This window comes from Paraburkholderia sp. XV (assembly GCF_020177535.1).
GTDB classification, from domain to species: domain Bacteria; phylum Pseudomonadota; class Gammaproteobacteria; order Burkholderiales; family Burkholderiaceae; genus Paraburkholderia; species Paraburkholderia caribensis.
Window position 1 is genome coordinate 34,962 of sequence record NZ_JAGUUD010000031.1, and the last position, 21,281, is coordinate 56,242.

Below are 21,281 nucleotides of genomic sequence, written 5' to 3' on the forward strand. Positions count from 1 at the left end.
CCGGAGTCGTGTGCGGTCAGCCGCGAGCCGTGCCGGTGCGGCGACGCGCCGGGTATTGCGCTCAGGTGTCGCCGGGGTCGCCGCCGCCATTGCCTTCGCCGTCGCCGGGCGTGCTATTGGGCCGTTTGGGCGAACTGAAGTACATCGCGACCCGCGCCGCGCGCTTGCCGGCAGCGGCTTTGTTCGCCGCGCTCCACGCTTGCGAGGCTTGCTCTTTGGTCGACGTGGCGGGCGCGTCCGCGTGCGGCGCGATTACGGGCCGCGCGCGTTTGCCGGTGCGTTCGATCCAGAGTTTTTCGAGCGCGCCCTCGGCCATCGGCTTGATCGAGATGCCCGAGGTTTGGGCGTCCCACGTCTGCACGGAGAACGGATGCTTGCGCAATTCGTCGCGTGCGATCACGACTTCATGATGTGCGTCGACCAGATAGTCGTAGACGAAATCGACGCACAGCCGGTAGCCGCGCTTTTTGGTCGCGTCGGGCACTTCGTACGGCGCGCGGGTCACGTAGCCCGACGCGAACACGCCCTTCGGCTCCAGCGTCACGCGATGGATGAACACGCGGTCGCCCGGCAGGATGCTGCGCGAGAAGCCGCAGCCCCAGACGTCGGTGACGGCTTCGCCGGCCGCGACGCGTCTGGCGACGTCCGGCAACTCGGGCCACGGCCACTTCTTCGGGCTCCAGATCAGCAGAAAGGCAGTCATCTGGGTCGGATGTCGGTATCGAAGGAACGGACGGCCAGCTTAACCGATCAGGCGAGGAAAGCCCGGCGTGGGCGGCGGGCGGGCGGGGCGATGGCGGGCGTCGGGTACAATCGGGGGCCGTATCCGCAGCGCGGCGCGGTCCGTTGGGCCGAGCATCGGCCGGTCATCGTGCGCTGCTTCTCAATGGAATTCCATGTCTCAGGACGTCAGATCCCGGCCGGATGCCCGGCTGATTCTGTTGCTCGGCGCGCTTGCCGCGTGCGGGCCGATTTCGATCGATATGTACCTGCCCAGCCTGCCGTCCATCACGCAGGCGTTCAGCGTCAGCGTGGGCGCCGCGCAGAGCACGCTGACCAGCTTCATGCTGGGCTTCTCGATCGGCATGTTGCTGTACGGTCCGATGTCCGATGCGTATGGGCGGCGTCCCGTGCTGCTCGGCGGCATCATCATGTACACGCTGGCGACGATTGCCTGCGCGATGTCGCTGTCAATTGGCGCGCTCATTACTTTCCGCTTCTTGCAGGCGCTCGGTGCGGGCGCGGCATCGGTGCTGGCGCGCGCGATTGCCCGCGATGCGCATGGACCGAGCGACGCGGCGCGCGTTTTGTCGATGCTCGCTATCGTCACGTCGATAGGGCCGTTGCTGGCGCCTTTGATTGGCGGGCAATTGTTGCTGCTTGGCGGCTGGCGTGTCGTCTTCGTCGCGCTGACGATTTTTGGCGCGGTCTGCGCCGTTACTGCGTTCTTGCGTGTTCCCGAGACGTGGCCTCGCGAGAAGCGCGCACATGGGGCGGTGCTGCAATCATTCGCCGCGTACGGCACGTTGCTGAAAGACCCCGTCACGTGGGGGCACATGCTGTGTGGCGGCATGGCGTTCGCGTCGATGTTCGCTTACATCACGGCTACGCCGTTTGTTTACATCGAATACTTTCATGTGTCCGCGCAGCATTACGGGTTTCTGTTCGGGCTGAACATCGTGGGCATCATGCTTGGGAATTTCATCAACACGCGGGTTGTCGGGCGTACTGGGCCTTTGCCTGTTATTTCGGCGGCTGCGACCATCAGCTTCGTTGCGTCGCTGTTCGTCGCGCTGATGTGTCTGACAGGGTGGGGCGGATTGTGGTCGATCGTCGCCGGGTTGTTCTTTGTGGTCGGCGTGGTCGGTTTGCTGTCGGCTAATTGCACGACGGATCTCATGCATCGCTATCCGCGGAATGCCGGCGCGGCGGCGGCGGTGTTTGGCGCTATGCAGCTTGCACTCGGCGCTTTGTCCAGTTTTGCCGTTGGGCTCTGGCATGACGGGTCGCCGCAAGGGATGGGGGTTACGATTGCTGTCGCTGGGTCGTTGTGTTTTGTGGGGAGGGGGTTGGTTTTGAGGTGGCATTCGCGGCGTTGAGAGGTTTTCGCGGCGCGGGTTGGGTTGGTGTTCTGGCGCATCTGCTGCGTTTTGTGGTTTGCGCGTCGCCGTTCGGTGTGTCGGTCTTTGCTTTCGCTGGCATCCGCGTTACGTTAGCGTGCTTCAAGCGTCGCCCCTGTGCGGGGCGGCACCTACTTTTCTTTGCCGCCGCAAAGAAAAGTAGGCAAAAGAAAGCGGCTCACACCGCCAGCCCTTGACCTTTGTCCACGGGCCCCCAACGTCCCCACACTTCACACGCCCGTGCCCTTGGTAGTGCCCGTTGCCAACGCTTCGAACAGATGCCTCACCCGCTTCAGGCACCCGTACCCGGGCAAGCGGCAGCGAATGGTATGTGCCGCCCAGGTGGCAAACTGTGTGTAGGTTGTAGCCCCTCACACGTTAGCGCTCTTATCAGAAACACCAATCCTGCTACCCGGTCCGGAGTGATGCGCGTATGGCGCGAAGGCCGACACACAGTTTGCCACCTGGGCGGCGGCAGACTTTCTGGAACGGCGTGCAGTGACGCGGGTATATGAGGCGGGTGAGACGTACAGAGAGAACGTTGGCAACGCACGCGAACCGGTGCGTTGCCATGTGAAGTGCGGGGACGTTGGGGGCCCGTGGGCAAACGTCAAGAATTGGCGGTGTGAGCCGCTTTCTTTTGCCTACTTTTCTTTGCGGCGGCAAAGAAAAGTAGGTGCCGCCCCGCACAGGGGCGATGCGTGAAGCACGCTAACGTAACGCGGATGCCAGCGCAAAAGGCAAAAAAACGAAGAACAACGTGCGCCTCGGCACGACAAACCGCGCAATGCCCACGCTAAAGCCAAAACCAACAAAAAGCACCAACCGCCTACACCGCGAGAACCCCCAACAACGAACCCTCAGCGCCGCAGGCAAAAAAAACCAAAAACCTCAATCCCGCGGCGAAGCCGCCGCCCCATGACTCAGCCAGTCGAGCACAGCCGACGTATCCTCATCCGAGCCCTTGCGGGCCTTAGTCACAGCAGCACTGACCTCAGAAGCCGGCGCGGCGCGGCGAATCGCCACCCCAACCGCAAGAATATCGATCATCAACAGATGCAGAACGCGCGAAATCATCGACAGTTGCGACTCGCGAATCTCGATATGATCCGTCTCCAGCGCAACAGTCGCGCGCTTCGCCAGCGGCGTATTGCTCGAAGTAATCGCAATCACCTTGGCGCCCGCCTGCATGGCGACTTCCAGAACACGCAGCAGTTCCGGCGCACGTCCGGACTTCGACACAGCGACAATCACATCACCCTTACCGAGCAATGCAGCCGACGCCGCCTGCATATAAAGATCGCCGTAGGCAATAGTCGGAATGCCAAACCGGAAGAACTTATAGTGCGCATCCTGCGCGACGATATTCGAGTTGCCGAGCCCATAGAACTCGATGCGCCGCGCGCTGTTCAGCAGATCGATCGCCGCCTCGACGTGCTCGAAGTTCAGATGCTCGCGCAACTGCAAAATCGCCGACACCGTGTTGTCCAGCACCTTCGCGCCGAAGTCCGTCGCCGTATCGCCAAGATGAACCTGGCTGTGCGAGACGGGAATCGTACCCGTCAAACCCGTCGCCAGCTTCAGCTTGAAATCGGACAAGCCCTGGCAGCCCAGTGAACGGCAGAAGCGGATCACCGTCGGCTGGCTCACGTCGGCCTTGCGCGCGATATCGACGATCGGGTCGTTGATGATCGAACGCGGATGATTCAACGCGAGATCCGCGACGCGTCGCTCGGCGGGCGTCAGCGCATCGCGCATCTGGCGAATCCGTTCGAACACCGCTGACGAACTGCCACCCGCACGGTTCGACAACTGCTCCGCGAGAATCGCCGAAACACCGAGAAACGCCGGATACTCCGCCGTGATCACATAAGTCGGCACGTTCTTCAGATACGCCTCGAAGCGGCCCTTCGCCTCGAAGCGCTGGCGGAACGACGAGCGCGCGAACACTTCGCCCAGTCGCGGCACGACGCCGCCGCCAATATAGATGCCGCCCAGTGCGCCAAGCGTCACCGCAATATTGCCGGCGAAGGTGCCGAGAATGCCGCAGAACACATCGATCGTTTCGGCCGCGAGCGCGTCGCCATCAAGGCCTTTCTTCACGATCTCCGATACTTCGAGCGTCGCGGGCACGCGCTTCTTGTCGCGTTGAGCCAGCGCGCGATAAATCACTTCGATACCGGGGCCGGCCGCCACACGCTCGAACGACACATGCGGCCACTTCTTGCGCGCGTACTGCAGCACCAGGTCTTCCCGCTCGTCCATCGGCGCGAACGTCGCGTGGCCGCCTTCGCTGCCGAGCGCGATCCAGCGGTCATCAGCGGGAATCAAACCCGACACGCCCATGCCCGTGCCCGGCCCGAGCAAACCGATCACGCTGTTCTGACGACGCGCGCCGCCGCCCACCTGCACGCGCTGCGCATCGGTGAGACCCGGCAGTGCCATTGCCAAGGCCGTGAAGTCGTTGACGACCAGCAGCGTATCGAAGCCCAGCGCGCGGCGCGTCGCTTCGATCGAAAACGTCCAGTCGTGATTGGTCATGCTCACCTGATCGCCATCGACCGGGTTCGCAATCGCAATCGCCGCATGATTCACGCGTCCGATCTTGCTGTCCTTCAGATACTTCTTGATGACCTCTGCGACACCCGGATAGTCCGCGCAGGGATAGACCAGGACCTGCGTGATTTCGCCAGGACCCGTCTCAAGCGCGAAGCGCGCATTGGTGCCGCCGATGTCGGCAAGCAGCCTCGGTCCGTCGGCGTGCTGGCCCGCACCGGGGACAGTCTTAGTTTGCACACCAGTAGACATCGAGTCTCACTCCCTTGTCGTTCGCCAACGTCGAGATGGCATTTTTTTGTTGGGCGGCTGCGGCGGCATTGAGCACGTCGAGCTTTTTCTGACCGGCGATCAACAGAAACAACCGGTCGATTTTCTTCAAGGCGGACATCGACCAGCTCACGCGCGCATGCGGCGCGGCGCCGGGATGCACGGCGACGAACGGCTCGGCCGTCGAGATCGCGTGATCCCATTCGGGCGCGTCCGCGAAAATCGATGCCGTGTGGCCGTCTTCGCCCATGCCGAGCACGGCGATATCGGGCAGCTGACGATCGCCGCTCGCGACTTCGCCGTTCAGCGCGGCAACGCAGGCGTCGAGCGATTGCGTCGTATCCACGAGCGGAAGAAATGCGGCCTCACGCGCGGCATGCTGCAACAGCGTCTCGCGCACGAGGCGGGCGTTGCTGGCGGCGTCGGTTTCAGGCACCCAGCGGTCGTCGACGAGCGTCACCGCAATGCGCTTCCAGTCGAACGGCTGCGCGGACAGGGTTTGCAGAAACGGACGCGGACTCGTGCCGCCGGACACGGCAAGCGTCGTCGCGCGGGCGCGGGTGGCGCTCGCACGGGCGGCGAGCGACGCATGTAACGCGTCGCCGACCGCCTTCGCCAGCGCGTCGGATTGGGCGCGCGGGTCGTCGAAAGCGTGAAGCTCGATCACTTCTCCTCCATGCTGCTTTCTTTGTTTGATCTGAATTGCTGCGGGGCGACGGCGGTTCCCGATAGAAGCCGGCGTCGACGTGTCCCGCTGCGGCCGCAAACGGTCCTTCGATCCAGGACCAGTGCGGCGATTCATGCTGTGTTCAACCGATACCTTCCTACGGCGCGCTACGAACCGGACATCGATCATCGCAGGACAAAACAAAACGCGCCGCTCAAACGCCACTTACGCCGGTTCAATTCTCTTCTTCGAGCCAGCAGGTGCCGTGCTGCGCAAGCATCGCGCTCGCGGCGGCAGGCCCCCACGTGCCCGCCGCGTAAGGCTTCGGCTTGCCCGACGCGGCCCATTCGTTGAGGATCGGCTCGACCCACTTCCATGCCGCTTCCTGCTCGTCGCGACGCACGAAGAGGGCAAGGCGTCCGTTGATCACGTCGAGCAGCAGACGTTGATACGCCTCCATCTGGCCTTCCTTGAAGAACTGGTCGAAGGCGAGGTCGAGGTGGACGCTCGACAGGTTCATCCCTTCGCCCGGCTTCTTCGCGAGGCAATAGAGGCGAATGGTTTCGTTCGGTTGCAGGCGGATCACCAGACGGTTCGCACCCGCGCGCAACGCCGACGCGCCGAGCGCGGAATGCGGCACCGCGCGGAAATTCACGACTATCTCCGCGACACGATCAGCGAGCCGCTTGCCCGTGCGCAGGAAGAACGGCACGCCCGCCCAGCGCCAGTTTTCGATCTCCACCTTCAGCGCGACAAACGTTTCCGTCGTGCTGTCCGGCTTCACGCCGGGTTCCGTCGCATACGCGGGCACGGACGTGCCGCGAATGACGCCCGCGTGATACTGGCCGCGTACGGCGACCTTGCTGATATCGCGCGGATCGATCGGCTTCAGTGCGCGCAGCACGCGCAGCTTTTCATCGCGGACGGAATCGGAATCCATCGAATGCGGCGGTTCCATCGCGACGATCGAAAGCAGTTGCAGCAAATGGTTCTGCACCATGTCGCGCAACGCGCCCGTATTGTCGTAGAAGTCGCCGCGCGCTTCGACGCCGAGTTCTTCAGCAATCGTGATCTGGATGCTCTCGACCCACTCGCGGCGCCACAGCGGCTCGAACAGCGCATTGCCGAAGCGCAGCGCCAGCAGGTTCTGCACGGGCTCCTTGCCGAGATAGTGGTCGATACGGTAGATCTGCTCTTCGCTGAAGATCTCGCCGACGGCGTCGTTGATCGCATTCGACGAACGCAGATCGTAGCCAAGCGGTTTTTCCAGCACGATGCGCGCATTCTCGTTCAAGCCGACGGACGCCAGCGCATGGCAGATCGGCACGAACAGCGACGGGCCCGTGGCCAGATAAAACACGCGCGTACCGGATTGATCCTGCAGCGCATCGCGCAGCTTGACGAAGTCTTCGGCGCGGCCGAGGTCGAGCTTCACGTACTCGATGCGATCGACAAAGCTCGTCCACGCGTTTTCATCGACGCCGCTCTTCGCGACATGCGCCTTCACGTGTTCATTGACCCATTGCAGATAACTCGCACGGTCTTCCTCATGACGCGCAACGGCAACGATCTTGCCGCCCGCCGCGAGCATGCCTGCACGGTGCGCTTCATACAGAGCAGGGAGAATCTTGCGCATCGACAGATCGCCAGTTCCGCCGAAGAGAACGAAGGTGAAGCTAGAGTCGGTTTGCATGCGTCTCCGTGGGATATCCGATGGGCCTGTAAGGCGCCCGTAGTCCGATAAAATATTTTTTGACACTGAATTGTAGTTTAACTACAATCCAAATCAAGAGGTAACGTGAATTCGATGAAAAAAGCGTGCGGGGCTTGTGAACAAGCGCCTTTTCGCGGGTGCACGTAGCTTCCCTGCATGTTAATGGACAACGCGTTCCGGCATGCGCCAGAGTGCTCTCCGAGTGCGGCGCAGCATGGCGGAGACAGGCGTTTTCAGCGAATGACGTGCGCGGACCACCTCGAGTCTGCAACGCGCCGCAGTCAGAAGGCGGAGCAGGCAAAAATCAAAAGAGGAGACAGTTCTTGCATCGCAAATCACTCATCTCTTGAGCGTCACGCGGCCGAACCTCGGCACGCCGGCACAACCACATCACCATGTGCCTGCCCGACGCTCGACCGTCCATCGCATTGCCTGTTTGACCAACCATCACACCCTGGTGACATCAGGGGCCACTCGTTTTTAGTTCAGGTGTCTGGAGGAGATAAGCAATGAAATTCCGTGCGATCATGGGCGCCCTGTGCGCCGCAGGTCTGATGTGTGGCGTCGCCACGGCACAGGCGGCCGAATCGGTTGAAGTGCTGCACTGGTGGACCTCGGGCGGCGAATCGAAGGCTGTCGGCGTGCTGAAGGACGACCTGCAGAAGCAGGGTTACACGTGGAAGGACTTCGCGGTGGCAGGCGGTGCGGGCGCAGCGGCCATGACGGCACTGAAGACCCAGGTGATCTCGGGTAACGCGCCGAGCGCGGCTCAGATCAAGGGTCCGCTGATCCAGGACTGGGCATCGCAAGGCGTGCTGGTGAACATCGACTCCGTCGCGGGTGACTGGAAGAAGAACCTGCCGCCCGAAATCGACAAGATCATCCACGCAGACGGCCACTACGTCGCGGCGCCGTTCTCGGTGCACCGCGTCAACTGGCTGTACATCAACAAGGCAGCACTCGACAAGGCGGGCGGCAAGGTGCCGACCACGTGGACCGAGTTCTTCGCTGTCGCCGACAAGATGAAGGCAGCCGGCATCCAGCCGATCGCGATGGGCGGCCAGCCGTGGCAAGACCTGACGCTGTGGGAAGACGTCGTGCTGTCGGAAGGCGCGGACTTCTACAAGAAGGCGCTCGTCGACCTCGATCAGAAGACGCTGACCTCGGACAAGATGGTCCAGGTGTTCGACACGGTCCGCAAGATCCAGGGTTACTTCGACAGCGGCCGCACGGGCCGTGACTGGAACCTGGCAACGGCAATGGTCATCAACGGCAAGGCCGGCATGCAGTTCATGGGCGACTGGGCGAAGGGCGAGTTCGCGAACGCGAACAAGAAGTCCGGTTCGGACTATATCTGCGCAGCCGTTCCGGGCACGGAGAAGTCGTACACGTTCAACGTCGACTCGTTCGTGTTCTTCCAGCAGAAGGGCCAAAAGGCAGCAACGCCGGGCCAGCTCGCGCTCGCGAAGACCATCATGAGCCCGGAATTCCAGGAACAGTTCAGCCTGTACAAGGGCTCGATCCCGGTTCGCCTGGGTGTGTCGATGGATAAATTCGACGACTGCGCGAAGAAGTCCTACGCTGATGAACAGACGGCTATCAAGTCGGGCGGCTACGTGCCGTCGCTGGCTCACGGCATGGCTCAGCCGGACGCAGCAGCAGGCGCAATCTCGGACGTCGTGACGAAGTTCATGAACTCGAATCAGGACTCCAAGACGGCCGTTGCTGCACTCGCGAAGGCTGCGAAGACCAAGTAAGGCAGTCGTAGCACAGTTGTAGCAGAACGCCCGGCGCGTATGGCCTTTAACAACCCATGCGCGCCGGACGACGATGGTGCGATGCATGGTGCAATGCATCACCGCGCCTCTGCCGTTCCGGTGTCTTCCCCTGATGCCTGACGGCACAGTTCCAGGAGTCAAGTTGTGACTGCTTCTATTAGCGGAAACGCAAAAGGCACGGCGTCAACAGCACGCGTGTCGCCGATGGCGGCATTGGCCGACCGCTGGATGCCGAAGCTGGTGTTGTCTCCCAGCATTGTTATCAGCCTGGTCTTTGTCTACGGTTTTATTCTCATCACGGGTTATCTGTCGCTGTCTACGTCGCGACTGATGCCGCGTTACGATTTCGCCGGTTTCGACCGGTACGTCGAACTGTTCGATAACGACGTCTGGTGGACGTCGGCGGCGAACCTTGGCTGGTTCGGTATTCCGTTTATCGCGATCTGCGTCGGCCTGGGTCTGTTCCTCGCGATCCTGCTTGATCAGAAGATTCGCAACGAAGGCGCATTGCGTGCGGTGTTCCTGTATCCGATGGCGCTGTCGTTCATCGTGACGGGCACGGCCTGGCAGTGGATTCTGAACCCCGATCTCGGCTTCCAGAAAGTGCTGAACGACTGGGGCTGGACGAGCTTCTCGTTCGGTTGGCTGGGCGACCCCGACAAGGCGATTTTCTGCGTCGTGATCGCGGCCGTGTGGCAATCCACCGGTTTTGTGATGGCGTTGTTCCTCGCCGGCTTGCGTGGTGTGGACAGCGAGATCTTCAAGGCTGCGCAGGTGGATGGCGCGACGCTGCCCACTATCTACCGCAAGATCGTGATTCCGAGCATGCGCCCCGTGTTCTTCTCGGTGCTGCTGATTCTCTGCCACATCACGATCAAGACCTTCGACCTCGTCGTCGCGTTGACGGCGGGCGGTCCGGGCACGTCGTCGTCGCTGCCCGCGATGTTCATGTACACGTTTTCGTTCAACCGTGGGCAACTGGGCGTCGGCGCTGCGTCGTCGATGATGATGCTCGCAACCGTCGTGGCCGTGCTCGTGCCGCTGATGTACCTTGAATCGAGGAGCACGCGCAATGCAGCCTAAGATGAACATCAGCCGCGTTGTCATCTATGCGGCGCTGATTCTGTTTGCGTTGTACTTCCTGTTCCCGCTGTACGTGATGCTGTCGACGTCGTTCAAGGATATCGACCAGCTGCGCAGCGGCAACCTGCTGACGCCGCCGACGCACTGGACCTTCGCGCCGTGGATCAAAGCGTGGAGCGAAGCCTGTACGGGCGTGCGTTGCGAAGGCATGCAGCCGTTCTTCTTCAATTCGGTGAAGATGGTGATTCCGGCCGTGCTGTTGTCGTCGATCATCGGCGCGTTCAACGGTTATGTGCTGACGCACTGGCGTTTCCGCGGCGCGGATGCGTTCTTCACGATGCTGCTGGTCGGCTGCTTCATTCCGTTCCAGGCGATCCTGCTGCCAATGGCGCGCGTGCAAGGCTACTTCGGCCTGTCGAACACGATTGGCGGGCTGGTGCTGGTGCACGTGGTCTACGGTATCGCGTTCACGACGATGTTCTTCCGCAACTTCTACGTGAGCGTGCCGGCGGAACTGGTAAAGGCGGCGCGTATCGACGGTGCGGGGTTCTTCATGATCTTCACGAAGATCATGATGCCGATCTCGCTGCCTATCTTCATGGTGTGCCTGATCTGGCAATTCACGCAGATCTGGAATGACTTCCTGTTCGGTATCGTGTTCTCCGGCGTCGATTCGATGCCGATCACCGTGGCGCTGAACAACCTCGTGAATACGTCGACGGGCGTGAAGGAATACAACGTCGACATGGCGGGCGCGATCATCGCGGCACTGCCGACGCTGCTCGTCTACGTGATCGCCGGCCGCTATTTCGTGCGCGGCCTGACGGCGGGCGCGGTGAAGGGTTAATTTTGTGTAGGCCGCTGCTTGCGCGTTGGCGTGGGCGGCGGTGCTCAACGGTATCCGGCTCGCGTCGCCAGCTAGCGACGCATCCGCAGTACAGAGACTAGAGGATTCACAGCATGGCAAGCCTTTCCATCCGTGACGTGTACAAGACCTACCCGAACGGGGTGCCTGTCCTGAAGGGTGTCAATATCGACATCGAAGACGGTCAGTTCCTGATTCTCGTCGGCGGCTCGGGCTGCGGTAAGTCGACGCTGCTCAACATGATCGCCGGTCTCGAGACCGTGACGAAGGGTGATATTCAGATCGGCGGCAAGACGGTGAACAACCTGTCGCCGAAAGATCGCGATATCGCGATGGTGTTTCAGTCGTACGCGCTGTATCCGTCGATGACGGTGCGCGAGAATATTTCTTTCGGGTTGAATATCCGGAAGGTCGCGAAGGGCGAGCAGGATCAGATTGTGGCTCGTGTTTCCAAATTGCTGCAGATCGAGCATTTGCTGGATCGGAAGCCTGGGCAGTTGTCAGGCGGCCAGCGTCAGCGGGTGGCGATGGGGCGGGCTTTGGCTCGCGATCCGGCTATGTTCTTGTTCGATGAGCCGTTGTCGAACCTCGATGCCAAGCTGCGGATCGAGATGCGCTCGGAAATCAAGCTGCTGCATCAACGCCTGGGTACGACCATCGTTTATGTGACGCACGATCAGATCGAGGCTATGACGCTCGGCGATCGTATTGCCGTCATGAAGGATGGTGTTGTTCAGCAGTTTGGGGCGCCGCAAGAGATCTATGATTCGCCTTCGAATCTGTTTGTGGCTGGGTTTATCGGTGCGCCGCCGATGAACTTCATTCAAGGTAAGGTTGTTGAGCAAGGTTCCGGTGTTGGGCTTGAACTCGATACGGGTGTGAAGCGGTCGGTGCTGAATCTGCCTTTCGATGGCGCTGTGAAGTCGCATATCGGGCAGGATGTGATTTTGGGTCTGCGCCCTGAACGCATTACCGATGCTCGCAATGCTCATAACGCTGACGACGCCAAGCTGCAAGCGATCGACGTTAAGGTCGATGTGATCGAGCCGACTGGACCGGATACGTTGGTGTTTGCGCAGGTGAATGGGAAGCGTATCGTTAGCCGCGTTCACCCGAGCGCAAATCCGCAACCGGATCAAGGCATGTCGCTGATGTTCGATGTTTCTAAGGCGGTTCTGTTTGATCCTAAGACTGAAGCGCGGATTGCTTAAAGGTTAATTGCTGTAGTTGAGTTGTTTTGGGGAAGGCCCCGAGCGTTTAAGATGCGCTCGGGGCCTTCTGGTTTTTGGGGCTCTGGTTTAGCTTGTGCGGGTGAAAGGGCGGTTGGCAGGCAGTCATATACTTTGGATTGCTACCTAAACAAAGGTGGCCGGGTTTGGAAGCCTGCTAGTCGCATCACTGCAAAGGCCCGCGCAAGCGGGTCCGAGCATTTGCCTCAGCACGTCTATGGGCGGGCCGTGGTAGGGGAGCCGCGAGGCTCGCCGGTGTGCGATTCCGGTCTTCCAACCTTGTCATGTGCCCGCTCACCCGTTTGGAAGCGAGTGTCGGGCGGTTCTCTTGTTAGCGGCGATTCTTCAAGAATATGTGGAGTCGCAATAACAGTGATTTCAGAAGACGGCATCGCATCGCGAGTGCCGTCATTCACTTGTGGTCCGTCGCGAAGACTCAAACTGTACGGTTTCTCTCAATGCGGCAACCGCACGTCCAACTTAAACGTCACCAGCCGCGCCACAAGAATGAACCCCGTAGCAATCAAAACGCTGTAGACCGTATCAAAGTTGATGTAATCAAGCAGCAGATAAACCCAACACCCAACCAACGCACAAGTCGCATACGGCCTCGAATCCCGCAAGATCAACGGCACCTCATTACAAATCACATCCCGAATAATCCCGCCGAACACGCCGGTGGCGACACCCATCATCGAAGCCACGAACCAGGGCATCTGTGCATCGAGCGCGAGCGAAGTCCCCGAAATACTAAACAGCCCAAGCCCAACCGCATCCGCCACCAGCAACACGCGCTCATTAAAAACCCGCGTATAAGCCTTCAGCACAAACGGCGCAAAAAACGAGAGAACAAAAATCAGAATCGCATACCACTGATGCTCGACCCAATAGAACGGTCTCCGATCGAGCAAGATATCTCTAACCGTCCCACCGCCAAAAGCCGTCGCCATCGCCACAAGAAAAGTCCCAACGGCATCGAGCCGTCTGGTACGAGCTTCGATGAACCCTGAGATTGCGTAGGCGAAAATAGCCAGCGCTTCCATGATGGCAAGCGCGAGAGTGAGACGAGGATGCATCGTTGAAAAGCCTTCTCAGACTTTGCTAGACGACGAAGAGGAAGACCCGGAACCAACCGACCCAGGCTGCAACAGCACAAGCACAGCACCCGCGCCCCCATCATGCGCACGCGCCTGAGAAAACGCGATCACTTCTTCCTTCTGCACGAGCCAAGCGCGCACCTTGCCCTTGAGCACGGGTTCTTTCCCAATCGACCCGAGCCCTTTCCCATGAATCACCCGCAAGCACCGCAACCCGCGCTTGCTCGATTCACGAATGAACTCGGACAGCGCCTCACGCGCTTCTTCGCGACGCATCCCATGCAGATCAAGCTGCGCCTGCACAATCCAGGCACCGCGCCGAAGCTTCTTAACGATTTCCTGGCTCACGCCCGGCCGACAATAAGAAAGCGACTCATCGGTGTCGAGCAAGACTTCAGGATCGAACTCATCGGAGATCGCCTCATGCAGCACGGCTTCTTCATCGAGTTTCGTCTGAACGGGGAGAGGCGCGGGCGGCGTACGAGGCACAGTCGCTCGCGGTTTCGCGCCGAGCGGCGCGACTTCGCCGATCTCACGCCGGAACATATCGGCATCGGCAGCCGCCTCACGCGATGCTTGCGCTGCCGCCGCCTTTTGACGTTGAGCGCGTTGAGAAGCGACTTTCAAGGCATCGCGCAGACCGCCAAGCCCAGCCAAGCCAGCACCAGACTCGACCAACGGCTTTTTCGATGAAGCCGAAGCCGAAGACGACCCAGCACCAGACAATGCCGACGAATCATCGTTAGCAGGAGTAGCCGCCGCAATACGCGGCCGTTTCGGTTCGCTCGGATGGGGCAGATTCTTAGGCATAGCGATCAGACGATGATTCGAAGCGGACAACGGACAATCACCCGGCAACCCGGGCGAACACAAAACAAAAAGGGCCGCCGACATCCGCCGCGGCCCTTCCAACGTCAAAACAATCTCAACAACCGCGGCAAACAGGTGTTTGCCGCTATTCTACCGATCCGCGTCCGCCGTTCTGCTGAAACAACCCGGCAAACCCGGACGCGTCAACAACGATCAACGCTCGGCTTCAGCGCTCATCGCGCGCTCGCCGATCGACTCGTGGATGCTTTCCAGATAACGCTGCGCATCCAGCGCGGCCATACAACCCGTGCCTGCGCTCGTGATCGCCTGACGGTACACATGATCCTGCACGTCGCCTGCCGCGAACACGCCCGGCACGCTCGTGCCCGTTGCATTGCCCGTCAAGCCGCCGTTCGTGATGATGTAGCCGTTCTTCATCTCCAGCTGGCCTTCGAAGATATCCGTATTCGGCTTGTGGCCGATTGCGACGAACAGACCTTGCAGTTCGATATCCGTGGTCGCGCCCGTCTTCACATCCTTGATGCGCAGACCGTTGACGCCGCCGTCATCGCCCTTCACTTCGTCGAGCGTGTGGTTCCACTTGATCTCGACGACGCCTTCCTTTTCCTTCTCCAGCAGACGGTCGATCAGGATCGGCTCGGCGCGGAACTTGTCGCGGCGGTGGATCACCGTGACCTTCTTCGCGATGCCCGCGAGATACAGCGCTTCTTCCACCGCCGTATTGCCGCCGCCGACCACGGCGACGTGCTGCTGCTTGTAGAAGAAGCCGTCGCAGGTCGCGCATGCCGACACGCCGCGGCCCATGAACAGTTCTTCCGACGGCAGGCCGAGATATTGCGCCGACGCGCCCGTCGCGATGATCAGCGAATCGCACGTGTACTCGCCCGAATCGCCGATCAGGCGGATCGGCTTCTCGTCGAGCTTGGCCGTGTGGATGTGGTCGAAGATGATTTCGGTGTTGAAGCGCTCGGCGTGTTCGAGGAAGCGCGCCATCAGTTCCGGACCTTGCACGCCGTTGGCGTCGGCGGGCCAGTTTTCGACGTCCGTCGTGGTCATCAGCTGGCCGCCTTGCGCGAGGCCCGTGACGAGCACGGGCGACAGGTTGGCGCGCGCCGCATAGACGGCCGCCGTGTAACCGGCAGGGCCGGAACCGAGAATCAGAACCTTCGCGTGTTTGGTCGGGGAAGCTGGCATGATCGAAATCCGTAAAAAGCGTCGGTCGGCGGCTGAAACACGGCTGCCATGACCGGCGGTACTGGCGTCGAGCCGGAAAACCTGCTTGACACGTTAGATGGGTATCAGCGCCGTATTATAAAGGGCGGGGCTGGCGGCTGCTTCATGAAGCTTTACGATCAAACCGATAGTCGACGCCGACCGCCTAACCCCTGTTTCAGCACCAAAACCGGCCCAAAACGCCCGCGTTTTGCCCCAAAACGTATGGGAATTACGACATTCCTGGCCGTTCGGCCAACGTTACTGTCATTTACAGCCTTGCACGCAACAGTGCGTTTACAATAGTCGCCGACGAACGACAGGCGGCTTGCCGGCAGGATTCGGCTCAACGCGTCGGCACCGGGATCGGTCCCGACGGTGAATTGAAGGGCAACGGGAACCGGCCCCGCGAGGACCGGCACCTGAAACCGCTGCAGGCCGCACACGCAACAGGCTCAATGGCAAAAGCTCCCTATTCCGCGAACGCGCAGGCATTGCCTCATCGCATGTCGCGCCTTTTCACCGAAATCCGCTGGATTCTTCAGGTGGCGCTCGGCGTTTTCCTCGTGATGGCGCTGATCAGCTACAGCCGCCGCGACCCAAGCTGGACACACGCAGCGCAGGTCGATCACATCTCGAACTGGGCCGGCCGCGTCGGCGCCTGGACCTCCGACATCTTCCTTCTGCTTTTCGGCCTGTCCGCCTGGTGGTGGATCGTGCTGATCGCGCGCCGCATTTCGGCGAATTACAAGCGCATCACGCGTCACGAAGAACCCGACGAAGACGCGCCGCGCGACCACAGCTGGCTCGCAGACGTGTTCGCGTTCGTACTGGTGCTGCTCGCCTGCGACGGCATCGAGGCGCTGCGCATGTGGTCGCTGAAAGTGCAGTTGCCGCGCGCGCCGGGCGGCGTGGTCGGCGAGGCGGTCGCGAAGGGTGTCTCGCATGCGCTCGGCTTCACGGGCGGCACGCTGGCGCTGCTGATCGCGCTGGGCATTGGCTTGTCGCTGTACTTCCGCTTCTCGTGGTTGTCGGTGTGCGAGCGGGTTGGCGATTCGATCATCAACGGTGTCACGCTGGCCAAGCTGCGCCGTGAAGCGGGCCGCGACCGCAAGCTCGGCGAAGCGGCTGCCGTGAAGCGCGAAGGCAAGGTCGTGCAGAGCCGCGTGAAGATCGAAGAGCACGAGCCCGTCGTGATCGTGCCGCCCGTGACGAAACCGGAGAAGTCCGAGCGCGTCGAGAAAGAACGCCAGGTGCCGCTCTTCGACAGCTTGCCCGGCGATTCCACGCTGCCGGCCATTTCGCTGCTCGATCCCGCGCCCGCATCGCAAGAAACCATTTCCGCCGATACGCTCGAATTCACCTCGCGCCTCATTGAGAAGAAGCTGAAGGATTTCGGCGTCGATGTGAGCGTGGTTGCGGCTTATCCCGGTCCTGTGGTCACGCGTTACGAAATCGAACCGGCTATTGGCGTGAAGGGCAGCCAGATCGTGAACCTCGCGAAGGACCTGGCGCGCTCGCTGTCGCTAACGTCGATTCGTGTGGTCGAAACGATTCCGGGCAAGAATTTCATGGCGCTCGAACTGCCGAACCAGCGTCGTCAGACGGTGCGGCTGTCTGAGATTCTCGGCTCGGCCGTCTATGCCGACGCCGGCTCGCCGCTGACGATGGGTCTCGGCAAGGACATCGGCGGCAAGCCGGTGTGCGCGGACCTCGCGAAGATGCCGCACTTGCTGGTTGCGGGTACGACGGGTTCGGGCAAATCGGTCGGTATCAACGCGATGATTCTCTCGCTCTTGTATAAGGCGAGCGCGGATCAGGTGCGAATGATCCTGATCGATCCGAAGATGCTCGAAATGAGCGTCTACGAGGGCATTCCGCATCTGCTGTGTCCTGTCGTCACGGACATGCGTCAGGCCGGTCACGCGCTGAACTGGACCGTCGCCGAAATGGAACGACGCTACAAGCTGATGAGCAAGCTCGGCGTGCGAAACCTCGCGGGCTTCAACAACAAGATCGACGAAGCCACGAAGCGCGAGGAGAAGATTCCGAATCCGTTCAGCCTGACACCGGACGAACCGGAACCGCTGTCGCGTCTGCCGCATATCGTCGTCGTGATCGACGAACTGGCTGACCTGATGATGGTGGTCGGCAAGAAGGTTGAAGAACTGATCGCACGTATCGCCCAGAAGGCGCGCGCGGCGGGCATCCACCTGATTCTCGCGACACAGCGTCCGTCCGTCGACGTCATCACCGGCCTCATCAAGGCCAACGTGCCCACACGGATGGCGTTCCAGGTGTCGTCGAAGATCGACTCGCGCACGATTCTCGATCAACAGGGCGCGGAATCGCTGCTCGGCATGGGCGACATGCTGTATCTGCCGCCGGGCTCCGGTCTGCCCGTTCGCGTGCATGGCGCGTTCGTGTCCGACGACGAAGTGCATCGCGTCGTCGAGAAACTCAAGGAACAGGGCGAGCCGAACTATATCGAAGGGCTGCTCGAAGGCGGCGTGTCGGGCGAAGGCGACGAAGGCTCGGCAGACGCGTCGGGAACTGGCTCGGGCGGCGGCGAGTCCGACCCTCTGTACGATCAGGCGGTCGAAATCGTCGTCAAGAACCGCCGCGCGTCGATCTCGCTCGTGCAGCGGCATCTGCGCATCGGCTACAACCGCGCCGCGCGTCTGCTCGAACAGATGGAGCAGTCGGGGCTGGTGTCGGCGATGTCGTCGAACGGCAACCGCGAAATTCTGGTGCCGGCGCGCGAGACGGATTGATATCCGGCGTTCCACATGCGACTGATGACGGACAGCGGCACGCGTCGAGCGCTGCCGCTGCTCTGATTCACACACGCTTCGGTCTGGTTAAGGGAGAAAACAATATGCTGCAAATCGTTGGGTCTAAGACCCGTCTTGGCAATTTGATGCGCACGCTGGCTTTCGGCGCGTCGATGCTCGTCGCGTCGCATGCATTCGCAGGCGGTACGGACCAACTTAAGCAGTTCGTGTCGCAAGTCCATTCGGCGCGCGGCGAATTCGTGCAAACGGAAGTGCGGGCGCCGAGCAACGCGCAGCAGCAGGCGAGCGGCGTGCTGTCGACGCAGAACGCGTCGCAGAACAAGGTGTCGAGTGGCACGTTCACGTTCGCGCGTCCGGGCAAATTCATCTGGGCGTATGAGAAACCGTACGCGCAACTGCTGCAGGCCGACGGCGACAAGCTCTACGTCTACGACAAAGACCTGAACCAGGTGACCGTGCGCAAGCTGGGCGGCGCGCTCGGCGCGAGTCCGGCGGCGATCCTGTTCGGCAGCAACGATCTCGACAAGAACTTCAACCTGAAGGACGCGGGCGTGAAGGCGGGCATCGACTGGCTCGAACTGATTCCGAAGTCGAAGGACACGCAATTCCAGCGCGTCGGCATCGGTTTTCGTGACGGCAACCTCGAAGCAATGGAGTTACACGACGTGTTCGGCAACGTGACGCTGCTGAAATTCTCGAACATCCAGAAGAACCCGCCGCTACCCGCCGACGCATTCAAGTTCACGGTGCCGAAGGGCGCCGACGTGATCAACGGCTAAGCGTCTCGTTCACGCCTGAAGGCCGGGCGACGGATGCGCGGCCTTCATATCGTCGATAAACGCATCGACGATTTCCGTCCGGTGCTGCCGCATGCGCGTGACCATGTGAAACGCGACGCGGTAGCCCATCTGCTGCGGGTTCAGCGCGGCGAGCAAACCTTCCTTCACATACGGCGCGGCGAAATGCCCCGGCAGATAGCCGAGGTGATGTCCCGACAGCACGAGCATCGCGACGGCTTCCATGTTGTCGGCAACGGCGGTGACGTTGTGCGGCGTCGTCGACGCTTCGGCTTCGGGCAGCGGATAACTGCGCCACGCCCATTCATGCTGTGCGGCGTCGGCGGGGGAAACATTGCCCGCCTGGGAGAAAAGCGGATGCCCCTTCGCGCAATACGCAAGCTGTTCCTCGGAGAAAATCTCCGTGTACTCAAGCGACGGCACGCGATGCCAGAAATATCCGATGCCGATCTGAATCCGTCCGCTCAGCAGCAATTCTTCGAGTTCGCCCGGCGAGCGCACGAGAATTGAGAAACGCACAGATTCGTCTCGGGCGCGGAAGCGGGCAATGGCATCGCTGATTCGCGCGCTTTCCGACACCGGCGTGTGTCCAATCATCCCGATTCCGAGTGTTCCGACCAGCTTTCGTCCGACGTTTCGCGCCTGCGCGCCGAACGCATCGACGGCGGAAAGCAGCGCGCGCGCCGCTTCGACAAACTGTTCGCCTCGCGCGGTCAGGCTAAATCCGCTGCGCCCGCGCTCGCACAGCCGGTAACCCAGGCGGGTTTCGAGCGTCGATAGTTGGGTGCTGATCGTAGATTGACCTACATTCAAGGTAGCCTGCGCGGGCGAAACGCCGCCCGCGTCCACAATGGCGAGGAATACGCGGATCAGGCGAAGGTCTAGATCGGTGAGTTGCGAGAACATACGGCAGAATACATCGGTGCGAATCGATGTGAAGTTTTTTCTGTTGGCATTTTATCTTCGCCGGAACTGCACAAAAATAAGAAATGCCCCGGCCCCGCGCGCCTTGCGGCGGCTGGATCCAACGCTTTTATAAGACACTGTGCCTTTCATTGGCGAACCACGATGAATACTTCTTCGAATTTCGTTTCCCCGGACCTCACTGAGCGGCCGCAGCCTCTGTCGGGCAACGCGATGCCGCGCTCGGGCGGGATCGCCACCATGATGCGGCTGCCCAATGTCGGGTCGGCGGAAGGGCTCGACGTGTGTTTCGTCGGCGTGCCGTTCGATCTGGGGACGTCGAACCGCACGGGCGCGCGCTTCGGCCCGCGTCAGATTCGCGCGGAATCGGTGCTGCTGCGCCCGTACAACATGGCGACGCGCGCCGCGCCGTTCGACTCGTTGCGCGTGGCCGATATCGGAGACGTTGCGATCAATCCGTATAACCTGCTGGATTCGATCGGCCGGATTGAGCGCGCTTACGACGAAATCCTGCAACACGGCGCGAAGCCGATCACGCTGGGCGGCGATCACACGATCGCGCTGCCGATCCTGCGCGCCATTCATCGCAAGTACGGCAAGGTCGGTCTGATTCACGTCGACGCGCACGCGGACGTCAACGACACGATGATGGGCGAAAAGATCGCGCACGGCACGCCGTTCCGCCGTGCGGTCGAAGAGGGCCTGCTGGATTGCGACCGGGTCGTGCAGATCGGTCTGCGCGGCACGGGTTACGCGGCGGAGGACTTCGACTGGTGCCGCGATCAAGGCTTCCAGGTCGTGCAGGCCGAGGCGTGCTGGAATCAATCGCTGGTGCCGCTGATGTCGCGCGTGCGCGAGCAGATGGGCGACGGCCCCGTCTATATCACGTTCGATATCGACGGTATCGATCCCGCCTTCGCGCCGGGCACGGGCACGCCGGAGATCGCGGGTCTGACGGTGCCGCAGGCGCTCGAAATCATTCGCGGCGCGCGCGGCCTGAATATCGTCGGCTGCGATCTGGTGGAAGTCGCGCCGCCGTACGATCCGTTCGGCACCACGGCGCTGCTTGGCGCGAATCTCGCGTTTGAACTGCTGTGTGTGCTGCCGGGCGTCGAATACCGGCCGGCTACGCGGTAAGTCATCCCGCTTTCAGGCGCCTGCATGGCGCCGCATGCAGCAGCAGGAGGGTTCGCGGCATCGCACAAGACAACGCCCATAACGTCCGTTATGGGCGTTGTGCTTTCTGATCGCCGCGCGCCGCAATTCGGCGATCCGCCAGCATTTTTAAGACTAGTGAGCTAGAGACTGACTGCCCGCAACGGTACGCTGCAAGGGGTTCCGGC

General features: G+C 61.2%; 16 protein-coding genes. 8 read left to right on the top strand and 8 right to left on the bottom strand.

Translation table 11 applies throughout. The features are described from left to right. Positions 1–61 precede the first annotated feature (61 nt). Positions 62–703 carry a hypothetical protein gene (locus tag KFO72_RS17155; RefSeq protein WP_054933967.1) on the bottom strand — a complete coding sequence of 214 codons (642 nt, stop codon included), beginning with the start codon at positions 701–703 and terminating at the stop codon, positions 62–64. A gap of 193 nt (positions 704–896) precedes the next feature. On the opposite strand from KFO72_RS17155, the gene KFO72_RS17160 reads away from it, so the two are divergent. Then, a complete protein-coding gene (locus KFO72_RS17160; protein WP_054933968.1) occupies positions 897–2,099 on the top strand; it encodes a Bcr/CflA family multidrug efflux MFS transporter in 1,203 nt (400 codons plus the stop codon). Positions 2,100–3,011: 912 nt separating this feature from the next. On the opposite strand, the gene KFO72_RS17165 is transcribed toward KFO72_RS17160, so the two are convergent. From KFO72_RS17165 to zwf, 3 genes are all read right to left on the bottom strand, one after another. Continuing rightward, the gene (locus KFO72_RS17165; protein ID WP_060601996.1) at positions 3,012–4,928 is read right to left on the bottom strand and encodes a bifunctional transcriptional regulator/glucokinase; all 1,917 of its coding nucleotides are present in this window, start codon (positions 4,926–4,928) and stop codon (positions 3,012–3,014) included. Then, complete coding sequence (pgl, locus tag KFO72_RS17170) at positions 4,906–5,613, bottom strand: 6-phosphogluconolactonase (protein WP_060601993.1); 708 nt, start codon at positions 5,611–5,613, stop codon at positions 4,906–4,908. Before pgl ends, KFO72_RS17165 begins: the two co-directional genes overlap by 23 nt. 235 nt (positions 5,614–5,848) lie before the next feature. Continuing rightward, positions 5,849–7,306 carry a glucose-6-phosphate dehydrogenase gene (zwf, locus tag KFO72_RS17175; RefSeq protein WP_225032656.1) on the bottom strand — a complete coding sequence of 486 codons (1,458 nt, stop codon included), beginning with the start codon at positions 7,304–7,306 and terminating at the stop codon, positions 5,849–5,851. 530 nt (positions 7,307–7,836) lie between these two features. On the opposite strand from zwf, the gene KFO72_RS17180 reads away from it, so the two are divergent. From KFO72_RS17180 to KFO72_RS17195, 4 genes are all read left to right on the top strand, one after another. Then, entirely contained in the window at positions 7,837–9,084 is a 1,248-nt protein-coding gene (locus KFO72_RS17180; RefSeq protein ID WP_054933973.1) for an ABC transporter substrate-binding protein, read from the top strand. Between the two features lie 165 nt (positions 9,085–9,249). Next, positions 9,250–10,188 carry a carbohydrate ABC transporter permease gene (locus KFO72_RS17185; protein WP_054933974.1) on the top strand — a complete coding sequence of 313 codons (939 nt, stop codon included), beginning with the start codon at positions 9,250–9,252 and terminating at the stop codon, positions 10,186–10,188. Further along, on the top strand, positions 10,178–11,035 hold the full coding sequence (locus KFO72_RS17190; protein WP_176054276.1) for a carbohydrate ABC transporter permease: 858 nt from the start codon (positions 10,178–10,180) through the stop codon (positions 11,033–11,035). The genes KFO72_RS17185 and KFO72_RS17190 overlap by 11 nt, the downstream gene beginning before the upstream one ends. A 113-nt stretch (positions 11,036–11,148) precedes the next feature. After that, complete coding sequence (locus tag KFO72_RS17195) at positions 11,149–12,264, top strand: ABC transporter ATP-binding protein (protein WP_054933976.1); 1,116 nt, start codon at positions 11,149–11,151, stop codon at positions 12,262–12,264. 473 nt (positions 12,265–12,737) lie between these two features. Here the strand turns inward: KFO72_RS17195 and KFO72_RS17200 are convergent, their stop codons facing one another. The 3 genes from KFO72_RS17200 to trxB all read right to left on the bottom strand — a co-directional run bounded on the left by KFO72_RS17200 (position 12,738) and on the right by trxB (position 15,404). Further along, a complete protein-coding gene (locus tag KFO72_RS17200) occupies positions 12,738–13,358 on the bottom strand; it encodes a trimeric intracellular cation channel family protein (RefSeq protein WP_054933977.1) in 621 nt (206 codons plus the stop codon). 15 nt (positions 13,359–13,373) lie between these two features. Beyond that, positions 13,374–14,189, bottom strand: a complete 816-nt coding sequence (locus KFO72_RS17205; protein ID WP_225032660.1) for a Smr/MutS family protein — start codon at positions 14,187–14,189, stop codon at positions 13,374–13,376. A 213-nt stretch (positions 14,190–14,402) separates the two neighbouring features. Then, entirely contained in the window at positions 14,403–15,404 is a 1,002-nt protein-coding gene (trxB, locus tag KFO72_RS17210) for a thioredoxin-disulfide reductase (RefSeq protein WP_035986045.1), read from the bottom strand. Positions 15,405–15,880: 476 nt separating this feature from the next. Between trxB and KFO72_RS17215 the strand changes: the two genes are divergently transcribed. Beyond that, on the top strand, positions 15,881–18,196 hold the full coding sequence (locus tag KFO72_RS17215) for a DNA translocase FtsK (RefSeq protein WP_225032657.1): 2,316 nt from the start codon (positions 15,881–15,883) through the stop codon (positions 18,194–18,196). A gap of 104 nt (positions 18,197–18,300) precedes the next feature. After that, entirely contained in the window at positions 18,301–18,996 is a 696-nt protein-coding gene (gene lolA / locus KFO72_RS17220) for an outer membrane lipoprotein chaperone LolA (protein ID WP_107203172.1), read from the top strand. Between the two features lie 9 nt (positions 18,997–19,005). Here the strand turns inward: lolA and KFO72_RS17225 are convergent, their stop codons facing one another. Beyond that, positions 19,006–19,920, bottom strand: a complete 915-nt coding sequence (locus tag KFO72_RS17225; protein WP_054933982.1) for a LysR family transcriptional regulator — start codon at positions 19,918–19,920, stop codon at positions 19,006–19,008. Positions 19,921–20,082: 162 nt separating this feature from the next. Here KFO72_RS17225 and speB point away from each other — a divergent pair, with 162 nt between their 5' ends. After that, the gene (gene speB, locus KFO72_RS17230) at positions 20,083–21,075 is read left to right on the top strand and encodes an agmatinase (RefSeq protein WP_054933983.1); all 993 of its coding nucleotides are present in this window, start codon (positions 20,083–20,085) and stop codon (positions 21,073–21,075) included. Positions 21,076–21,281 lie beyond the last annotated feature (206 nt).

Coding starts and splice junctions, on each gene's coding strand:
- KFO72_RS17195 (WP_054933976.1), top strand. CDS start 11,149: ATGGCAAGCCTTTCCATCCGTGACGTGTACAAGACCTACCCGAACGGG.
- trxB (WP_035986045.1), bottom strand. CDS start 15,404: ATGCCAGCTTCCCCGACCAAACACGCGAAGGTTCTGATTCTCGGTTCC.
- KFO72_RS17225 (WP_054933982.1), bottom strand. CDS start 19,920: ATGTTCTCGCAACTCACCGATCTAGACCTTCGCCTGATCCGCGTATTC.
- KFO72_RS17190 (WP_176054276.1), top strand. CDS start 10,178: ATGCAGCCTAAGATGAACATCAGCCGCGTTGTCATCTATGCGGCGCTG.
- KFO72_RS17155 (WP_054933967.1), bottom strand. CDS start 703: ATGACTGCCTTTCTGCTGATCTGGAGCCCGAAGAAGTGGCCGTGGCCC.
- KFO72_RS17205 (WP_225032660.1), bottom strand. CDS start 14,189: ATGCCTAAGAATCTGCCCCATCCGAGCGAACCGAAACGGCCGCGTATT.
- KFO72_RS17165 (WP_060601996.1), bottom strand. CDS start 4,928: ATGTCTACTGGTGTGCAAACTAAGACTGTCCCCGGTGCGGGCCAGCAC.
- KFO72_RS17200 (WP_054933977.1), bottom strand. CDS start 13,358: ATGCATCCTCGTCTCACTCTCGCGCTTGCCATCATGGAAGCGCTGGCT.
- speB (WP_054933983.1), top strand. CDS start 20,083: ATGAATACTTCTTCGAATTTCGTTTCCCCGGACCTCACTGAGCGGCCG.
- KFO72_RS17215 (WP_225032657.1), top strand. CDS start 15,881: ATGGCAAAAGCTCCCTATTCCGCGAACGCGCAGGCATTGCCTCATCGC.
- lolA (WP_107203172.1), top strand. CDS start 18,301: ATGCTGCAAATCGTTGGGTCTAAGACCCGTCTTGGCAATTTGATGCGC.
- KFO72_RS17180 (WP_054933973.1), top strand. CDS start 7,837: ATGAAATTCCGTGCGATCATGGGCGCCCTGTGCGCCGCAGGTCTGATG.
- zwf (WP_225032656.1), bottom strand. CDS start 7,306: ATGCAAACCGACTCTAGCTTCACCTTCGTTCTCTTCGGCGGAACTGGC.
- KFO72_RS17160 (WP_054933968.1), top strand. CDS start 897: ATGTCTCAGGACGTCAGATCCCGGCCGGATGCCCGGCTGATTCTGTTG.